The 17084-nt window shown below is 52.6% G+C and carries 8 protein-coding genes, 2 tRNA genes and 3 rRNA genes; 10 read left to right on the forward strand and 3 right to left on the reverse strand.

Annotated features, from left to right (window positions below):
• The 5 genes from KJ970_10320 to rrf all read left to right on the forward strand — a co-directional run.
• A 16S ribosomal RNA gene (locus KJ970_10320) occupies positions 1–444 on the forward strand; the annotation flags it as partial.
• 296 nt (positions 445–740) lie between these two features.
• Positions 741–816 (forward strand) — tRNA-Ala (locus KJ970_10325).
• A gap of 110 nt (positions 817–926) precedes the next feature.
• A tRNA-Ile gene (locus KJ970_10330) sits at positions 927–1003 on the forward strand.
• Between the two features lie 210 nt (positions 1004–1213).
• Positions 1214–4186: ribosomal RNA gene (locus KJ970_10335) — 23S ribosomal RNA — on the forward strand.
• 108 nt (positions 4187–4294) lie between these two features.
• Positions 4295–4411 (forward strand): 5S ribosomal RNA (rrf, locus tag KJ970_10340).
• Positions 4412–4527: 116 nt separating this feature from the next.
• On the opposite strand, the gene KJ970_10345 is transcribed toward rrf, so the two are convergent.
• The gene (locus KJ970_10345; GenBank protein MBU2691312.1) at positions 4528–5793 is read right to left on the reverse strand and encodes an MFS transporter; all 1266 of its coding nucleotides are present in this window, start codon (positions 5791–5793) and stop codon (positions 4528–4530) included.
• Positions 5794–6200: 407 nt separating this feature from the next.
• Here KJ970_10345 and fusA point away from each other — a divergent pair, with 407 nt between their 5' ends.
• The 5 genes from fusA (at position 6201) to KJ970_10370 (ending at position 13437) form a co-directional block, all read left to right on the forward strand.
• Entirely contained in the window at positions 6201–8273 is a 2073-nt protein-coding gene (gene fusA / locus KJ970_10350; GenBank protein ID MBU2691313.1) for an elongation factor G, read from the forward strand.
• A gap of 27 nt (positions 8274–8300) precedes the next feature.
• The gene (locus tag KJ970_10355; protein ID MBU2691314.1) at positions 8301–9050 is read left to right on the forward strand and encodes a YebC/PmpR family DNA-binding transcriptional regulator; all 750 of its coding nucleotides are present in this window, start codon (positions 8301–8303) and stop codon (positions 9048–9050) included.
• A gap of 30 nt (positions 9051–9080) precedes the next feature.
• A complete protein-coding gene (gene ruvC / locus KJ970_10360; protein MBU2691315.1) occupies positions 9081–9674 on the forward strand; it encodes a crossover junction endodeoxyribonuclease RuvC in 594 nt (197 codons plus the stop codon).
• A complete protein-coding gene (gene ruvA, locus KJ970_10365; protein MBU2691316.1) occupies positions 9643–10248 on the forward strand; it encodes a Holliday junction branch migration protein RuvA in 606 nt (201 codons plus the stop codon). Before ruvC ends, ruvA begins: the two co-directional genes overlap by 32 nt.
• Positions 10249–10449: 201 nt before the next feature.
• Entirely contained in the window at positions 10450–13437 is a 2988-nt protein-coding gene (locus tag KJ970_10370) for a S8 family serine peptidase (protein MBU2691317.1), read from the forward strand.
• A gap of 2 nt (positions 13438–13439) precedes the next feature.
• Here the strand turns inward: KJ970_10370 and KJ970_10375 are convergent, their stop codons facing one another.
• Both KJ970_10375 and KJ970_10380 read right to left on the reverse strand, forming a co-directional pair.
• Entirely contained in the window at positions 13440–15230 is a 1791-nt protein-coding gene (locus KJ970_10375; GenBank protein MBU2691318.1) for an ABC transporter ATP-binding protein/permease, read from the reverse strand.
• Between the two features lies 1 nt (position 15231).
• Positions 15232–17016 (reverse strand): ABC transporter ATP-binding protein/permease, encoded by a 1785-nt coding sequence (locus tag KJ970_10380; GenBank protein ID MBU2691319.1) that lies wholly within the window; start codon positions 17014–17016, stop codon positions 15232–15234.
• Positions 17017–17084: the final 68 nt, after the last annotated feature.

Here is a 17084-nt window from a genome sequence, read left to right on the forward strand (position 1 = left end):
AACCCTTGTGTTTAGTTGCCACCACCGGTGATGAATCGGTGAGCACTCTAAACAGACTGCCCATATCAAGTGGGAGGAAGGTGAGGATGACGTCAAGTCAGTATGGCCTTTATGTCCTGGGCTGCACACGTGCTACAATGGCCGGTACAGAGGGAAGCAAGACCGCGAGGTGGAGCTAATCCTAAAAAACCGGTCCCAGTTCGGATTGAAGTCTGCAACTCGACTTCATGAAGTTGGATTCGCTAGTAATGGCGCATCAGCTACGGCGCCGTGAATACGTTCCCGGGCCTTGTACACACCGCCCGTCACATCATGAAAGTTGTCTGCACCAGAAGTTGCTGATCTAACCCGCAAGGGAGGAAGGCACCAAAGGTGTGGGGAGCAATTGGGATGAAGTCGTAACAAGGTAGCCGTAGGGGAACCTGCGGCTGGATCACCTCCTTTCTAAGGAGTATCAACGTCGCGTACGCTTGAAGCGCACGCGGCAATGAGAGGTCAACTGTCCCGACCTTTAAAAGTCGGGATGGGGTCGCCTCGGGTAACCGAGGTGGTTTGCAAGGTGAACAGGAGCTTTGAAGCAAGTCACACCTCTTCCGGTTCGAAAAAGGCTGGGTGCGCAGATTGCTGTTGAATGGCGGCGACCGGGGCGTCAACATTGATGATTTGTGATTACTGATTGCTGATTTTATCAATCAAGATGGTAAATCAGAAATCAGAAATTAAAAATCAAAAATGGGGCCGGGGGCATAGCTCAGTTGGCAGAGCACGAGCTTTGCAAGCTCGGGGTCGCCGGTTCAAACCCGGTTGCCTCCACCACCAATTCGCGGAGCGAATTGGAAATTAGAAATACGAATGTCGAAATTCGAAAAGTAATCGTATTCGTAGTTTCGGATTTCGGGTTTGGTGCTTCGGATTTTTATGATTGGGGGCGTGTAGCTCAGTTGGTTAGAGCGCGTCCCTGATAAGGACGAGGTCCCTGGTTCGACTCCAGGCACGCCCACCACAAGAATTTGTGATTTTGGATTTTTGATTGCGGATTTCAGAATGTTTCTTGATTTCGAATGACTGGTTGGCCAAGGTTAATCGGCCGTTCAAAATCAAAAATTTATTGTTTTTTGCGCAGGCAAAAGACATTGTTCTTTGACAATTGCATAGAGGGTAAAACAAGTACAATCTACTTGTGCTCGGGTAGGCGAGACCAGGCAAATGTATTGGTCAAGTTACAAAGAGCGCACAATGGATGCCTTGGCATCAGAAGGCGACGAAGGACGTGGTAAGCTGCGATAAGCTTCGGGGAGCGGCAAACACGCTTTGATCCGGAGATTTCCGAATGGGGAAACCCGGACCGATTAATATCGGTCCACTGGAGTCTGAATACATAGGGCTTCAGAGCTATACCCGGTGAAGTGAAACATCTCAGTAACCGGAGGAGAAGAAAACAATCGTGATTCCGTAAGTAGTGGCGAGCGAAAGCGGAACAGCCTAAACCTTCCGACTTGTCGGGAGGGGTTGCGGGACTCTAACGTGGTATCGGACGGCATAGCAGAATGATCTGGAAAGATCATCCATAGAGGGTGATAGACCCGTATGCGAAATGCTGAACGGACCTAGGAGTATCCCAAGTAGAGCGGGACACGTGAAATCCAGCTCGAATCCGGAGGGTCCAACCTCCAAGGCTAAATACTCACTGATGACCGATAGTGAACTAGTACCGTGAGGGAAAGGTGAAAAGAACCCCTGTTAGGGGAGTGAAATAGTACCTGAAATTGTGTGCTTACAAACTATGGTAGTCCTCGGCGCGCAAGCGTCGCAGGATGGCCGTTTGCCTTTTGCATAATGAGTCCGCGAGTTACGGTAGGCAGCCAGGTTAATCCGTCGGCTGACGGAGAAGCCGCAGCGAAAGCGAGTGTGAATAGCGCGAATCAGTTGCCTGCTGTAGACCCGAAACCGGGTGAGCTACCCATGGTCAGGCCGAATCCTCAGTAACATGAGGTGGAGGGCCGAACTAGTGACCGTTGAAAAGGTCTTGGATGAACTGTGGGTAGGAGCGAAAGACTTATCAAACTCGGTGATAGCTGGTTCTCTTCGAAATAGCTTTAGGGCTAGCCTGCATCAATGCTCGAAGTGGTGGTAGAGCACTGAATGGTATAGGGTCCTTACCGGGATACCAAAGCCAATCAAACTCCGAATACTACTTCAGTCAGATGTGGAGTCAGACTCTGGGGGATAAGCTTCAGAGTCGAAAGGAAAACAGTCCAGCCCGCCGGCTAAGGCCCCAAAAGTTGGTTAAGTGACTAAGGATGTAAGATTGCAAAGACAGCGAGGATGTTGGCTTAGAGGCAGCCATCATTTAAACAGTGCGTAATAGCTGACTCGTCGAGTGATCTTGCGCCGAAAATGATCGGGACTAAATCAACTGCCGAAGCCGCGGATGTCATCCCGTTTAGGCGGGATGGCGTGGTAGAAGAGCGTTCCATTTGGAGTGAAGCGGGAGGGGAACCGACCGTGGACCGGATGGAAGTGATTATGCGGACATGAGTAACGAAAAGTCCGATGAAAATTCGGACCGCCGTAATCCTGAGATTTCCTGGGGAAGGTTCGTCCACCCAGGGTTAGCCGGCCCCTTAGCCAAGGCCGAAAGGCGTAGGTGATGGGAAACAGGTTCAATATTCCTGTGCCGCCGGTCTGACGTTTGAGCGAGGGAGTGACGCAGTAGGCTAAATCAGCCATCGACTGGAAGTGATGGCCGAAACCTTTAGAGGGCCCTGGTCGGCAAATCCGCCGGGGCATTAACCTTGAGGGGCGTAAGGACGCTGAGTAGCGATACAAGGCGGATTGATTGATGCCACACTGACAAGAAATAGCTTCTAAGCGAGTCAGGCAGGCGACCGTATTCAAACCGACACAGGTGGGATGGTAGAATATACCAAGGCGCGCGAGATAAACCTCGTTAAGGAACTCGGCAAATTAGCCCCGTAACTTCGGAAGAAGGGGTCCTTTCCAGTGTAATCGCAAGAAAGCACAGGGAAGGCGCAGTGAAATGGCCCAGGCGACTGTTTAACAAAAACACAGCACTCTGCGAACTCGTAAGAGGATGTATAGGGTGTGACACGTGACCAATGCCGAAAGGTTAAGGCAAGGGGTTAGCCGCAAGGCAAAGCTCTGAACTGAAGCCCCGGTGAATGTCGGCCGTAACTATAACGGTCCTAAGGTAGCGAAATTCCTTGGCGGGTAAGTTCCGTCCTGCACGAATCGTGTAACGATCTGGGCACTGTCTCAACGAGGATCTCGGTGAAGTTGTACTTCCGGTGAAAATGCCGGATACCCGCAGAAGGACGGAAAGACCCCGTGAACCTTTACTGTATTCTGATATTGGATCTCGGTTTTTCATATGTAGCATAGCTGGGAGACTTTGAAGCGCCGGCGCTAGCCGGAGTGGAGTCAACAGTGAAATACCAGTTTTGGATAACTAAGATTCTAACCCCTTTCCCGTGAATCCGGGAGGGGAACAGTGTTAGATGGTCAGTTTGACTGGGGCGGTTTCCTCCCAAATGGTAACGGAGGAGTTCGAAGGTTCTCTCATCATGGTTGGCAATCATGAGTAGAGCGTAAGGGTAGAAGAGAGCTTAACTGCGAGACCTACAAGTCGAGCAGGTGCGAAAGCAGGACCTAGTGACCCGGTGGTTGCTTGTGGTAGCGCCATCGCTCATCGGACAAAAGGTACTCCGGGGATAACAGGCTGATCGCTGCCAAGAGTTCACATCGACGCAGCGGTTTGGCACCTCGATGTCGGCTCATCGCATCCTGGGGCTGAAGAAGGTCCCAAGGGTTTGGCTGTTCGCCAATTAAAGCGGTACGTGAGCTGGGTTTAGAACGTCGTGAGACAGTTCGGTCCCTATCCGTCGTGGGCGCAGGAGACTTGAGGGAAGCTGTCCTTCGTACGAGAGGACTGGGATGGACAAACCTCTGGTGTACCGGTTGTCGCGCCAGCGGCATCGCCGGGTAGCTATGTTTGGAACGGATAAGCGCTGAAAGCATCTAAGCGCGAAGCCGATCCCAAGATGAGGTCTCCCGCGGAATAATCCGCCTAAAGGCCCCTTCGAGACGAGGAGGTTGATAGGCCGGAGGTGTACGCACAGTAATGTGTTTAGCCGACCGGTACTAATAGGCCGTGCGGCTTGACCGGACAATAGTTGCATGGTGGTCAAGACCACAGACGATTTAATGACGATTGCAGTTGTCGAGATTTTTTGGGAAAGGATCCTCGTTGTGGGGATCAAACCCAACCAAGATTTCCGGCGGCGATGGCGGAGGGGTAACACCCGTTCTCATTCCGAACACGGCAGTTAAGCCCTCCAGCGCCGATGGTACTGCATGGGAGACTGTGTGGGAGAGTAGGACGTCGCCGGGTTTTTATTCGAGAGCGTCGGAGAAATTCGACGCTCTTTTACTTTTTTGAAACTTGCAAGCCGCTTCATTGGACCTTTCCAGCTATTCACCATGGCGCAAGATGGGCAGCAAGACGGCTTAACTGCCTGACCAGATATCTCCAAATCGCGATCTAAATTTCATGTAGAAACCGGATGCGATGATTCCGAGAACGGCCACAGTGCCCCAGAGGGCGTATGGGCGGCCGGGGAAGAAATCGAGGAGGAGGCCTCCGATGAATGGGCCGAATGACCACGCGGCGCTGCTAAAGAGGCCAAAGACCCCCATATAATTCCCCATGCTCTTTGCAGGTGCCATTTGCGAGACGACGGTGACTGTTCCGGGAGTGACAGACATCTCCGCCAGAGTTATTCCCACAATGAGTACAAGGAGAGCCGGGAAGGCATCAGCACCAGCCATGAGAAAGTAAAACAGGGCATAGGCCAGGCTGCCGAAAACTTGTACCCGAAGAATTGAGAAGCGTTTCAGATAGCGGATAACGGAGGTCTGTAGAAAAACAACAAGCAGCCCATTCAGGGCGAAAAGATGACCGAGTTGCACCTTGCTTATCTGGACCCATTCCACAGCATAGACGGGCAGGGTCGCGACAAGCTGGGCCATGAGAAGATAGAGAAATAACGTCGCGACGGCATAGTGGACAAAGGGTTTGTCCCGCAGTGGAACAAGAAATGAATCTCCAGGGGGGCGAAGATTCCCCATGGGCCGGATTGTCTCCCTCTTTTCCTCCGGCATATCCTTCTCGATCCCCTTTTCGGGAAAGCTTCCGGTTTTAATTGGCGCCGTTTCGGGAACTCCCATAAAGACAAGGAGTGCGGCGCCAAGACCCAGAATGCCGCCAATAACGAATAGAAATGTGTACGAGAACTGGGAGATATATCCTCCCATGGCCGGACCCAGCGCCCACCCCAAATTCATGGCAACACGGGTCCAAGCGTAGGCTTGGAGTCGCCTATTTTTCTCCACGGCGTCGGCAACCACCGCCTGAGCAACCGGCTGATAGGCTGCGGCCATTAGAAATGTCACCGCAATCACAAAGGCTGTCGGGAAAAAGGGGGCGCGGTGGTGAACCAGAAATGCGACAACAAAAAAAGTGATCCCGCGTCCTGCGGGAGCCAGGATAAGGAGGGGGCGCCGGCCGATACGATCCGAGAGCCTCCCAGAAACCATTCCTGAAATGGCCCGCACAATAGCTGTAGCCAGGAATAGGAGGCCGATAAATTTCATCGGGATACCTAAGACCTGGTGAAAATAGAGACTCATGAAGGGAACGATCATGCCGAAACCGGTGGAATTGATGACCCATCCGAGTAGGATGACCCAAACGGGCCGGGGCCAAGTGCTCAAAAATTTCTGGATCCGTGCTCTCACCTTATCCCTGGCCCCCATCTGTGATGGGTTCCCGTATATCTCCGCAATGGGGCATTTCTCCTCGACCTCCGTCTCGCGAAAATCAATCCTCTATCGCCAGAGAAACCTTGAATCCCAGGAGGGAAAATGGAATCAATTGAGTCCCATCATAAGAGAGGGGATCGAAGGGAGACAAGCCCAGGGGGGCATTGCCGGGCGGTCGATTGAGAGGATCACGATCCTGAAAAGCAGATCGTCATCTTGATCCACCCGGCATCGGCATGATAGCCTGCGAGAGGTTCTACTCTGTATCCCTCTGCGTCGGGGAGGGAGACCAGAGTCTCGTTTTCCATAGGTAACCAGGCACTCTCCGGACCTGGAAGAGAGGAGAAGGGGTAACTCAATTGGACGCATCCAAATTCAGAAATATAGCTCTCGTCGGACATAGCGGATCCGGAAAAACAAGTGTTGGGGAAGCCATCCTATACTGCGCCGGCGTGACGACACGGCTTGGAAAGGTGGCGGAGGGAACGTCCCATCTTGATGCCAGTGCCGAGGAGATTAAGCGAAAAACGACAATCAATATGGCTCTCTCCACTGTGGATTGGAGAGGTTATAAGTATAACATACTGGACGCCCCCGGTTATGCCGATTTTGTGGGGGAGGTCCTCTATGCGATGACAGCCGCCGATGCTGTTGTGCTCATGGTTAATGCGCAGGCGGGTGTCGAGCCGGAGACGGAGAAGCTCTTTGAGATGGCTCAGGAGAGGAAGAAACCGGTGGTTTTTCTTGTCAATCATATGGACAAGGATCAGGCGAATCCCGAAAAGGTTTTATCTGAAATCCGAGATCGTCTTACCGACCGCGTCATGGCTCTTCAAATCCCCGTGGGTGTCGGACCCAATTTCAAAGGTGTTGTTGATGTCATTACAGGCAAAGCCTATCTGAATCTGAAGGATGACAAGATCACACAGGATGGCGATGTTCCTGCCGATATTCAATCAATGTTGGATGAGATCCGAAGCGGGTTAACTGATATGGCGGCGGAAAGCGATGATGCACTGCTGGAAAAATTTCTGGAAGGGAATGAGCTGACGAACGAGGAACTTTATTCCGGTTTACGTAAGGGGATCGCATCGGGAACGATATTCCCGCTCTTCTATACCTCCGCTGAAACCCTGATTGGCGTTTCGACCTTCATGGACGCAATGTTTAACTATTTTCCCAGCCCGATCGATGTGCCTGGGCCCCTGGCGATTATGAATGATAGTGGTGAAGAGATCTCTGTTGAAGCAAAAACGGACGGATCGACATCAACCTTCATTTTTAAAACACTGCCGCAGGATAAGGCTCAGGAAATCTCACTTTTCAGGGTCTACTCAGGGAAGCTCGCAGCCGGGATGGAAGTCGTGAATCCGGGACGCCGCTCTACCGAACGGCTGGGGCAGCTCTATGAGTTGAGGGGCAAGGACCGTGTCGATGTCGATGAAGTGACGGCGGGAGGAATGGGTGCCATATCGAAATTCAAGAACAGTAAGACGGGTGACACCCTTTGCTCTAAAGACAATCAAATCATTTTCAACGGCGCAAAACTCCCCGAGCCCGTCTTTGCGGTTGCCCTGGCTCCCAAATCAAAGGGTGATGAGGATAAGCTTGGGAATGCCCTTAGCCGCCTTCAAGAAATCGATCCCTCTATGCAGGTTGAGGTGAATGCCGAATTGCATCAGACCATTCTGCGCGCCATGGGGGATCAACAGGTGGATGTTATCCTGACCCGCCTGCGAGAACGGTTCAATGTCGATGTCGAAACCGGCAAGGTTCGCATCCCCTACAGGGAGACAATTAGGGGGAAGGTGGAGGATTCCTATTATCGGCATAAAAAGCAGACCGGTGGCCGCGGCCAGTTCGGTGATGTCCATCTGAAGATAGAGCCGCTTCCCAGTGGATCGGGGTTTGAATTTGAGAACAAGGTTGTTGGTGGAAATATTCCCTCCAAGTTCATCCCAGCGATCGAGAAGGGTGTTCGTGAAGTGTTGCCTGAAGGCGCGTTGGCGGGCTATCCCGTTGTTGATATCCGCGTAACCGTCTTTGATGGATCTTACCATGATGTCGATTCATCGGAGATGGCGTTTAAAATCGCCAGTTCGCAGGCCTTCAAGAAGGGTTTCATGGAGGCAAAACCTATCCTACTCGAGCCGATTGTACAGGTAGAGGTTGTGGCGCCGAAAGATTACATGGGCGATATCATGGGTGATCTCTCCGGTAAACGAGGCCGGATCTCTGGGAATGAAGTACAGGGTCGGAAGGTGGTAATCTCGGCCCAGGTCCCGCTTTCCGAAATGTCCAACTATTCCACGCAACTCAGATCGATGACTCAAGCCAGGGCCTGGTTCAAGCTGCAATTGTCACATTACGAAGAGGTTCCCAGAGAACTTGTGGAACGCTTGCTGGATCAACTTAGAGCGGAACAGGAATAGCAGACATTTTGAATATATGAGGGTGCTATGAGTGGACATTCCAAGTGGAGTACTATTAAGCGGAAGAAAGGTAAGGCGGATGCCGAACGCGGCCGGATTTTCACGCGCTTGATCCGGGAGATCGTGATTGCGGCCCGCGCCGGTGGCGGCGACATCGATGCCAATCCCCGCCTGCGGACAGCGGTTGATAGCGCAAAGGCCGCGAATATGCCGCAGAACAACATTGATCGGGCGGTTCAGAGAGGCACGGGCGAGCTTCCCGGCGTTAACTATGAAGAAGCTACTTATGAGGGCTATGCACCGGGCGGTGTCGCGATTTTAATCGAAGTGTTGACTGACAACCGAAATCGGACGACCGCGGAATTGCGGCATCTTCTCACAAAAAACAATGGCAATATGGGCGAGGCCGGGTGTGTTTCCTGGATGTTTGAGTCAAAAGGCCTCATTGTGGTTGAGAAAAGCGCCAGTGACGAAGAGCGTCTGTTGGAAGTCGCTCTCGATGCCGGTGCCGAGGATGTCGATCTCGATCAGGAATCCGTCTATGAGATCACAACGGCACCATCCGATCTCAATGCGGTTGCCGATGTCCTTCGCAGCCGGGATATCCCTATGACATCCGCTGAAGTGATTAAAATTCCCACAACACAAACAACACCATCCGAGAAGGAACTGGAACAATGTGTTCGGCTTCGGCAGGCCCTTGAAGATCACGATGATGTCCAGGCGATTCATGACAATTTGGATGTCACTGACGAGATGCTGGAAAAGTTTTTGTAGCGAATGTAAAAGTCCGCTTGACGGGGGAAAATGATGGGTCGCGCAAAAAGAAAGTGCCCGCCCCCAGTGGAGGATGAACCGGGAATCGTTGTTCCGCCGAATTTGGATACCGGCCGCATTCTCGGTATCGATCCGGGTAGTCTGAAAACCGGGTTTGGCGTGCTACAACATATAAAATCTGAAGTCTTTTGGATTCGTAGCGGCATCATGCAACCGCCGAAGGGACAGCATCTGCTGGTCCGTCTTGGATGGTTGAACAAAACCTTTGGCGAGATTCTTGACGAGATCCAACCGGCGGTTGTGGCGCTAGAAACAAGTTTTGTCGGCCGCAATATGAAGACGGCCCTCATACTGGGCCAGGCCCGCGGGGCATTGATAACCGCGGCGACCATCCGGAATCTTCCCGTTCTCGAATTCAGCCCGGCCGAGGTAAAATTATCAATTGTGGGCCATGGTTCGGCTTCAAAGCAGCAAATGCAGGGCATGATTCCGCAACTGATCCATGGGTTGAAACATGATCCCTCAGAGGATGAGGCGGACGCCCTTGGGGTGGCCCTTTGCTGTCTTCACCGGAAGATTCGGGAGGAATGGCGTGATTTCGCATCTTCGCGGGAAAATGATTGAGAAATCCCCGACTCGAATTGTCATAGAGGTCGGTGGTTTGGGTTTGAGCGTAGAAGTTCCCCTTTCCGCCGGGCATCAATTGGGAGCGGTGGGCGGGGAAGTGCATCTCCATACCTGGCTGCAGGTTCGTGAAGATGACCTGCGCCTCTATGGGTTTCTGACGCAGAAGGAGCGTTCAGCCTTCACCGCTCTAATGGGAATCCGGGGCGTTGGGGGTCGGTTGGCATTGAATATACTCAGTCACATGGAGATCGATGATTTGACACGGGCCGTCGAATCAGGAGATCTTCAGACCCTTCAAGCCGTACCCGGTGTTGGGAAAAAGACCGCGCAACGGCTTTTACTGGAGCTTGGGGGATATTTTTCAAAACATGGGGCCGAAGGGGGAATCGATGGGCATCGGCTCCCCTGGATGCCAGGAGATGCCAGACGTGACGCGGCGGAAGCCCTTGTGCAGCTGGGCTATCCACCGGCCCATGCGAGGGAGGCGATTGAAAGATTGGGAGAGGTCCCGGATAGGACTGCGGATGAATTGATTCGAACCGTTCTGTCCGGAATCGGGCCGACATCTTAATTTACAAGCAATCACGCTCGTTTGTATCATTTACGGTTCTGATGTGCCTGTAATTTCAGTAGTGGGTCTTATGGCCCAAAGTGTCTGAAATGCTTTTAACAGAATGATTCCGGGTGGTCATCCGGCTCTTTCTGTGTTATAATTCCCTTACCTTTAGATTGGATTTAAGGCCACGGTTGACATCCTAGCTAGGAGTTCTACATGCGTCGCGCATTCCCTCTTCTGGTTCTTATCCTCATTGTGACCTGTACCTGGTCTCAGAGCGCGCCTGCGGGAAGATTCTCACCGGAATTGGAGGCCAATCTTCTTCAGGCTTCCGACCACGAGAAAATCCCGATTTTGATTATCCTCGAGCGGCAGGCGGATCCGATTCTGCTTCGTATGCAAACTGATGGGCTGGCTCCTACCGAGCGCCGCGCCATAGCCGCGCGCCATATCAAGAGATTGGCGAAAAATTCGCAGGTGGAGATTGTCGATATAATTGATCAGGCGGTCTCGATCGGGAAGGCGACACCACCACATTCCTTCTGGATTCTCAATGGCGTGAGGACGACCGCCACGAAGGAAATCATTTCTGATTTAATCCTCCTGCCCGAGGTGAACCGCATCATCTGGGATCCTCCCATTCCCGTTGAGCAACAGATTGATGATGGAAGACCAGAACGCGGGCTCCCGCCTTTTGTAAAAGGGTCCTTTATGCGAGATTCATTCTCGCAAGGTGACGGTCTCGATCGTGGCATCGCTTGGCAACTCGATATGGTGAATGCTCCTGAGGCATGGGGAACCGGCTACACCGGCGCCGGCGTCATCGTCGGGGTTGTCGACACGGGTGTCGATTATACACATCCAGACCTGGCGGGTCACATCTGGGTCAATGTAGATGAGATCCAGGGTAATGAGATCGATGATGATGAAAACGGCTATGTCGATGACACCATTGGATGGGATTTTGTGGCAGATGATAACAATCCCAATGGGACCGGGGCGGGTGATCATGGGACGCGGGTGGCCGGGCTTATTGTTGGCGACGGGACGACCGGAACACAAACCGGTGTCGCCCCCGGCTGTACGATCATGCTCCTCCGGGGTTCGGGGGGAACATGGTCTGATCTTGTTGAGGCGATGGAATACGCGGTCGATAACGGCGCACATGTGATTTCCATGAGTGTGACTCAAAAGTGGCGCTACCTGCCAAAACCCGATTTCTCAAGCTGGCGGACCATCACCGACAACGAGTTGGCCATGGGGATATTTCACGCCAACTCCGTGGGGAATGAGGGTGATAATATCAACACCGATCCCATTCCGTTTAACATTTCCGCTCCTGGGAACTGCCCTGCACCCTGGGTGCATTCAGGACAATCCATCGTTGGGGGCGTCAGCGCTGTGGTCGGTTGCGGCTCTATCACCTATGAAGGGTATCTCGGTGATTTCTCCAGCCGCGGTCCCTCGATCTGGGAAGATATTGCTGCAAATTGGCCGGAATATCCCTACACAATGCTTCCGGAGTACCAGGACTATCCATATACAACGGGCGAAGGCGGTCTCATTAAGCCCGATATCTGCGCCCCCAGTCCCAATACAATAACCACGGAGTTCGGCGGCGGCTACTCGACCCTCGACGGGACCTCGGCCTCAACGCCTCAGGTTGCCGGTGCGATGGCGATTCTTATCCAGGCGAAGCCGGGTATCACACCAGAGGAGATGACGCAGATCCTCCTGACTTCGGCGACGAAAATCGACGATCGTCGAGGGATTGACAATAATTATGGGGCCGGTCTTTTGGATGTTCAAGCGGCTCTGCAGCTGACTTTGGATTGGAACAATTACTCGATTTTATCTGGAGTTGTTTTCGATGCCTCTTCCTTGAATCCGGTTCCAAATGCGGATGTCACTCTTTTTCATACCGGATCCTTCATTTCATACAAAGAGACAAAATCCCGCTCGGATGGTTCCTTCGTCTTTGTTATCCCTTCTGACTCCTATAACATCGTAACGGATGAGTTCTATTATCTGGCGGACACGACGATGGTAACGGCTCCTCCCGGGCCGCATCGCATGGACGATATCCTTATTGAGCCCAGGGCTCTCTCAGTCCTGACCGGGATTGTCAGAGATTCAGAAACATCGGATTCTCTGGAAGCAGTTACCCTGCGCATTTCCGATGCACCCGTTGAATCGGTGGTGACCGATACGGCGGGCGTCTATGTCTTTAATAATGTTCCCATCGGGCGTGATGTATTGGTGGTGGCCGTTCGTTTCGGCCATCTGCCGCAATCCGATCAAATAACCTGCCTTGCCGATACCACGACCTTGGATTTTTATATGCCTTTTGGTGTCATGGATGATTTCGAAATGGATCAGGGCTGGACGGTCGGTGCCCCGGGTGATGATGCCTATTTTGGACTCTGGGAGCGGATTGATCCCGCGGCGACTTATGATCTGGGAGTTGTCGTGCAGCCTGAGGATGATTTTACCGTCGATCCGGGTGTTACCGCATTTATCACCGGCGGTAATCTCCCTGGGGCGGGTTCAGTGTGGAATGATGTCGATGGCGGGACCACAACCCTTCTCTCTCCCATTTTCGATCTCACGAGATCGCCGAATCCATTGATGCGGCTTTCCACATGGTATTCCAATCATACGGGCGCCTACACCGACGATGCTTTTACTGTCGATATCTCAGCTGACAGCGGTCAGGTCTGGACGACGCTGGATCTGTTCTCTGAATCTCACAACGAGTGGGAGATGAGCCAGTGGATCCTCAGTGATTTTGTAGACATTACAAATGCGATGCAAATTCGTATTGTCGCATGGGATGGCGGTGAGAATTCAACAGTTGAAGTGGGAATCGATGAACTTTTAATCTTTAATGTGGCTTCGTCAGTTGATGATCACAATTCGCTTAATATTGTTCCATTGTCATTGTCGGCAATGCCGAATCCTTTCACCCAGCATTCTGTTCTCTCCTGTGCGCTTCCAAGATCCGGTCGGACGCGATTGGACATCATAAATGTAGAAGGAAGACGCGTTCGTAATCTATATGATGGGATGATGAAGGCCGGGCTGTATCAATTTCAATGGGATGGGCGGACAGACAATGGTTTGCCCGTAGCAAGCGGCTGCTATTTTGCGCAGCTGATTCAGGATGGGACACGGAAAAATCAAAGGTTATTGCTCATTCGGTAGATCTACACGGATTCCTGAATCTGAAGTTCATACAGCGTCTTGTAAATCGAACAGCGTTGCACAAGCTCCTCATGAGGCCCCTGGTCAATCAGACGCCCTTTATTCAATACGATGATCTTTCCAGCGTCTCGAATAGTCGATAGACGATGGGCGATCAAAATGGATGTTCGATCCGAAGCCAATCGTCTGAGTGCCAGTTGAATCCTCGCCTCTGTTTCGGAATCAATGCTCGATGTCGCCTCATCCAAAACAAGGAGTGGCGGGTCAAAGACCAAGGCCCGAGCAAAGGCAAGAAGCTGGCGCTCACCAACCGATAGCCGTGCGCCCCGTTCTCCGATAGGAGTGTCATATCCCTTTGGCAATCTCTGAATCAATTCATGCGCCTGAACTTGTCGCGCGGCCCATTCCATGCGGGAGTAGGGTATGGATGAATCCCGCAGGCGAATATTTTCCGCCACGGTTCCAGAGAATAGAAAAGCATCTTGTAGCACAATTCCGACGCTGTGCCGCAAGGCCACCAAATCCCACTTTCGAATATCGATGCCGTCCAAAAGAATGGCGCCGGTCTGGATCTCATAGAATCGGGTAAGCAGTGACGAAATCGTTGTCTTCCCGGCGCCGGTTGGCCCCACAATGGCGATGGTTTCTCCCGGGTTGACGTTGAAGCTGACATCTTCAAGGACCGGCTGATCCGCCCGATAGGCGAAGGAGACATTTCTAAACTCAACACCACCCAGAACATTTACAGGCAGATAGGGTTTGGAATCGGATTGGATTCGGCCCTCAGTATCGAGAAGCGCAAAAATCCGTTCAGCGGCGGCCATGGCACTCTGCAAAGTATTATATCTTTCTGTGAGATCTCTTATGGGTCTGAAGAACCTTTGGCTGTATTGAATAAAGGCCACCAATGCCCCGAAGGTCAGAATACCGCCAATGATCTTCGCTCCACCGTAGCCGAGCACCAGGGCCACGGCCAATTCCTCCAATCCATCGACCAGAGGGAAGAAGACAGCGTAGTAGAAGATGGACCGGACATAAGCATCCCGGTACTCGCCGTTAATGGTTTTAAACTGGCCGTATCGATGACGTTCCCGTCTCATAACCTGAATGAGCGCAATTCCCTGAGTCGATTCCTGGATGAATGAGTTGAGCGCCGCCGTTTTAACCCGGATCACAACAAAGGCTTTTCGGACTTTGCTGCGGAAAAGGTGGGTTGCGATAAAAAGCAGGGGGACAACAATCAGTGAAACTGTTGCAAGTTCTACATTAAGGAGGAAGAGAATGATAACGATTCCCAAGAGTGTGATCAGATCACCGGCGATATTAACGAGTCCTGTCGTAAAAAGCTGATTGAGAACCTCCACATCATTTGTAACCCGGGTCATGAGTCGACCGACCGGCTGCCGGTCGAATGTTTCCATGTCCAGATCATGAATGTGCTGAAGGATCCGGCGTCTCAGGTCAAATATAATCCGCTGGCCCAGCGATTGGGCGGTGTATATCTGAGCGAAGCGGAGGAAGAATGCCACCAGTTGAAGCGCGAGAAAGATAATCGAGATTCGCATAAGGCCGCGCCAATCCGAGTTGGCGAAAGGTCCATCGATGGCTGTTTTGGTGAGGTAGGGAAAGGACAATTCGACCAGCGATAAAAGCAGAAGCAGAACGATCCCCGCCGCCATGAGAGCTCGATAGGGAGCGATATATTCAAAAAGACGCCCCATGAGGATCCGGTCATAAACCTTACCAAGGGATTCCTCTTCCGAGTGGCTTTTTTGCGTGGACCGTTGAGACATCTCAAGAAGCCTCTTCGGGGAAGGCATCGGCTTCCAATTGTTGGAGGAGCGTTTGCCTTCGAATGAGCTGTGAGTAAGTGCCGCCGCGGTCCGACAGTTCCTCATGCGAGCCTGATTCCACCAAACGGCCTCGATCCATGACGAAGATCGTTTCCGCGCGGCGGATGAGCGAGATGCGGTGGGAGATCAGCACCAATGTCTGATTCCCCTTGATCGGGTCCAGGTTTGAGAGAATTTCAGCCTGTGTAATGTTGTCCAAGCTTGAGAGAGTGTCATCGAGTATCAAAATGGGGGGTGGTTTCATTAAGGCCCTGGCCAGAGCCACACGCTGGCGCTGCCCGCCGGAGAGGGTGACACCGCGTTCTCCCACGCGTGTTTCCCATCCCTCTGGGAATTGATTCATATCCTTATCCAAACGGGCGAGTGCGGAAACGCGATCGAGATCCTCCTCGGCAGCTTCAGGATCCGCAAAACGAAGATTCCCGGCCAAGGTGTCGCTCCAAAGAAAGCTCTCTTGAAGAACTACACCGATTTTCTTCCGCAAAGAAGCCAAATCCCATTCCTTGAGGTCGATGCCGTCGAGGAGGATTCGCCCCTTCGTCGGATCGAAGAGCCGCACCGCCAGGCGGATCAGTGAGGATTTGCCGGAACCGGTTCGACCGACAATGGCGACTGTTGCACCGGTTGGTATTGTGAAACTGACATCCTCAAGTGAAGGATGAGTGGCGCCGGGGTAGACCAATGAGACATTTTCAAATACCAGTTCGCCGTGAGTCGTCCTGGAATGGTGGGCGGATGGGGGGGAGATGATTGTCGGGGTGGCGTTGATAATTTCGGCCAGCCGGGCCATCGAGGCTTCGCCGCGTTGGACCATGGCCATAACCCAACCGAGGGCGATGAAGGGCCAGGTCATGAGAGCCAGATAGCCGTTGAAGGCGACGAAACCGCCCAGACTGATTTGCCCCCCCATGATGCGGATACCTCCCAGCCAGAGGAGGATCAATTGCCCCACACCCACAAGGAGAGCCATCGTCGCAAAAAAGAGAGCCCGGGCGCGGATGAGCGAAAGGTTCTTGTCTCTATAATCCTCATTCAGGCGGGCGAAGAGCTCCTGCTCCTGCGATTCCTTGACATAGGATTTTATGACCCGGATACCTGAAAGGTCCTCTTGGAGCATATTGTTCATGACGCCGAACTGATCTTGGACATCGCGGGAGCGGATGTGCAGTGTGACAGCAAAGCGTTGGACGGCAAAAGCCAGGATGGGGAAGGGCAGAACGGCCACTGCTGTCAGCATGGGATCAATACGAAACATCAGAACGAGGGCCATGGAGACGGAAGCGATTGTATTCAGAAAATACATGATACCGGGGCCCAGAACATCTCTCACCGCGCTCAGGTCATTGGTGGCTCTGGCCATGAGATCACCTGTCGGATGCCGCAGGAAAAAATCTTGTGAGAGTGTTTGAAGATGGGAAAAGAAGCGGTTGCGCAGGTCGAATTCCATTTCCCGGCTGGCGCCGATCAGCCACCTCCGCATCAAGAAGAGAAAATAGCCCCCGATCACCGCGGCGAGGATAATTGCTCCGGCATGCAGCAGGACGATCCTTTGGCTGGGTTCGGTCTTGAGAGAATCAACACCGGATTTGAGGATCCAGGGGATGCCGCTGGCCGTAAGATTGGTCAAGAGCAGCCAAAGGCACCCGATGAGGAGCCGCCTCCGGTAACGGCCCAGCAGTGGAATGAGCTCAGAGAGCGCGGGGCTCAGACGCTTTATAATCCTCATTAGCATTATCTGAAGTATGCCAAAGGTCGAGGTGGGGTTCCAGCGCCGGGAAAGGATACCGCCAATTC

The organism is Candidatus Eisenbacteria bacterium, assembly GCA_018831195.1.
GTDB lineage: Bacteria > Eisenbacteria > RBG-16-71-46 > CAIMUX01 > JAHJDP01 > JAHJDP01.

Coding starts and splice junctions, on each gene's coding strand:
- ruvC (MBU2691315.1), top strand. CDS start 9,081: ATGATGGGTCGCGCAAAAAGAAAGTGCCCGCCCCCAGTGGAGGATGAA.
- KJ970_10355 (MBU2691314.1), top strand. CDS start 8,301: ATGAGTGGACATTCCAAGTGGAGTACTATTAAGCGGAAGAAAGGTAAG.
- KJ970_10375 (MBU2691318.1), bottom strand. CDS start 15,230: ATGTCTCAACGGTCCACGCAAAAAAGCCACTCGGAAGAGGAATCCCTT.
- KJ970_10380 (MBU2691319.1), bottom strand. CDS start 17,016: ATGAGGATTATAAAGCGTCTGAGCCCCGCGCTCTCTGAGCTCATTCCA.
- KJ970_10370 (MBU2691317.1), top strand. CDS start 10,450: ATGCGTCGCGCATTCCCTCTTCTGGTTCTTATCCTCATTGTGACCTGT.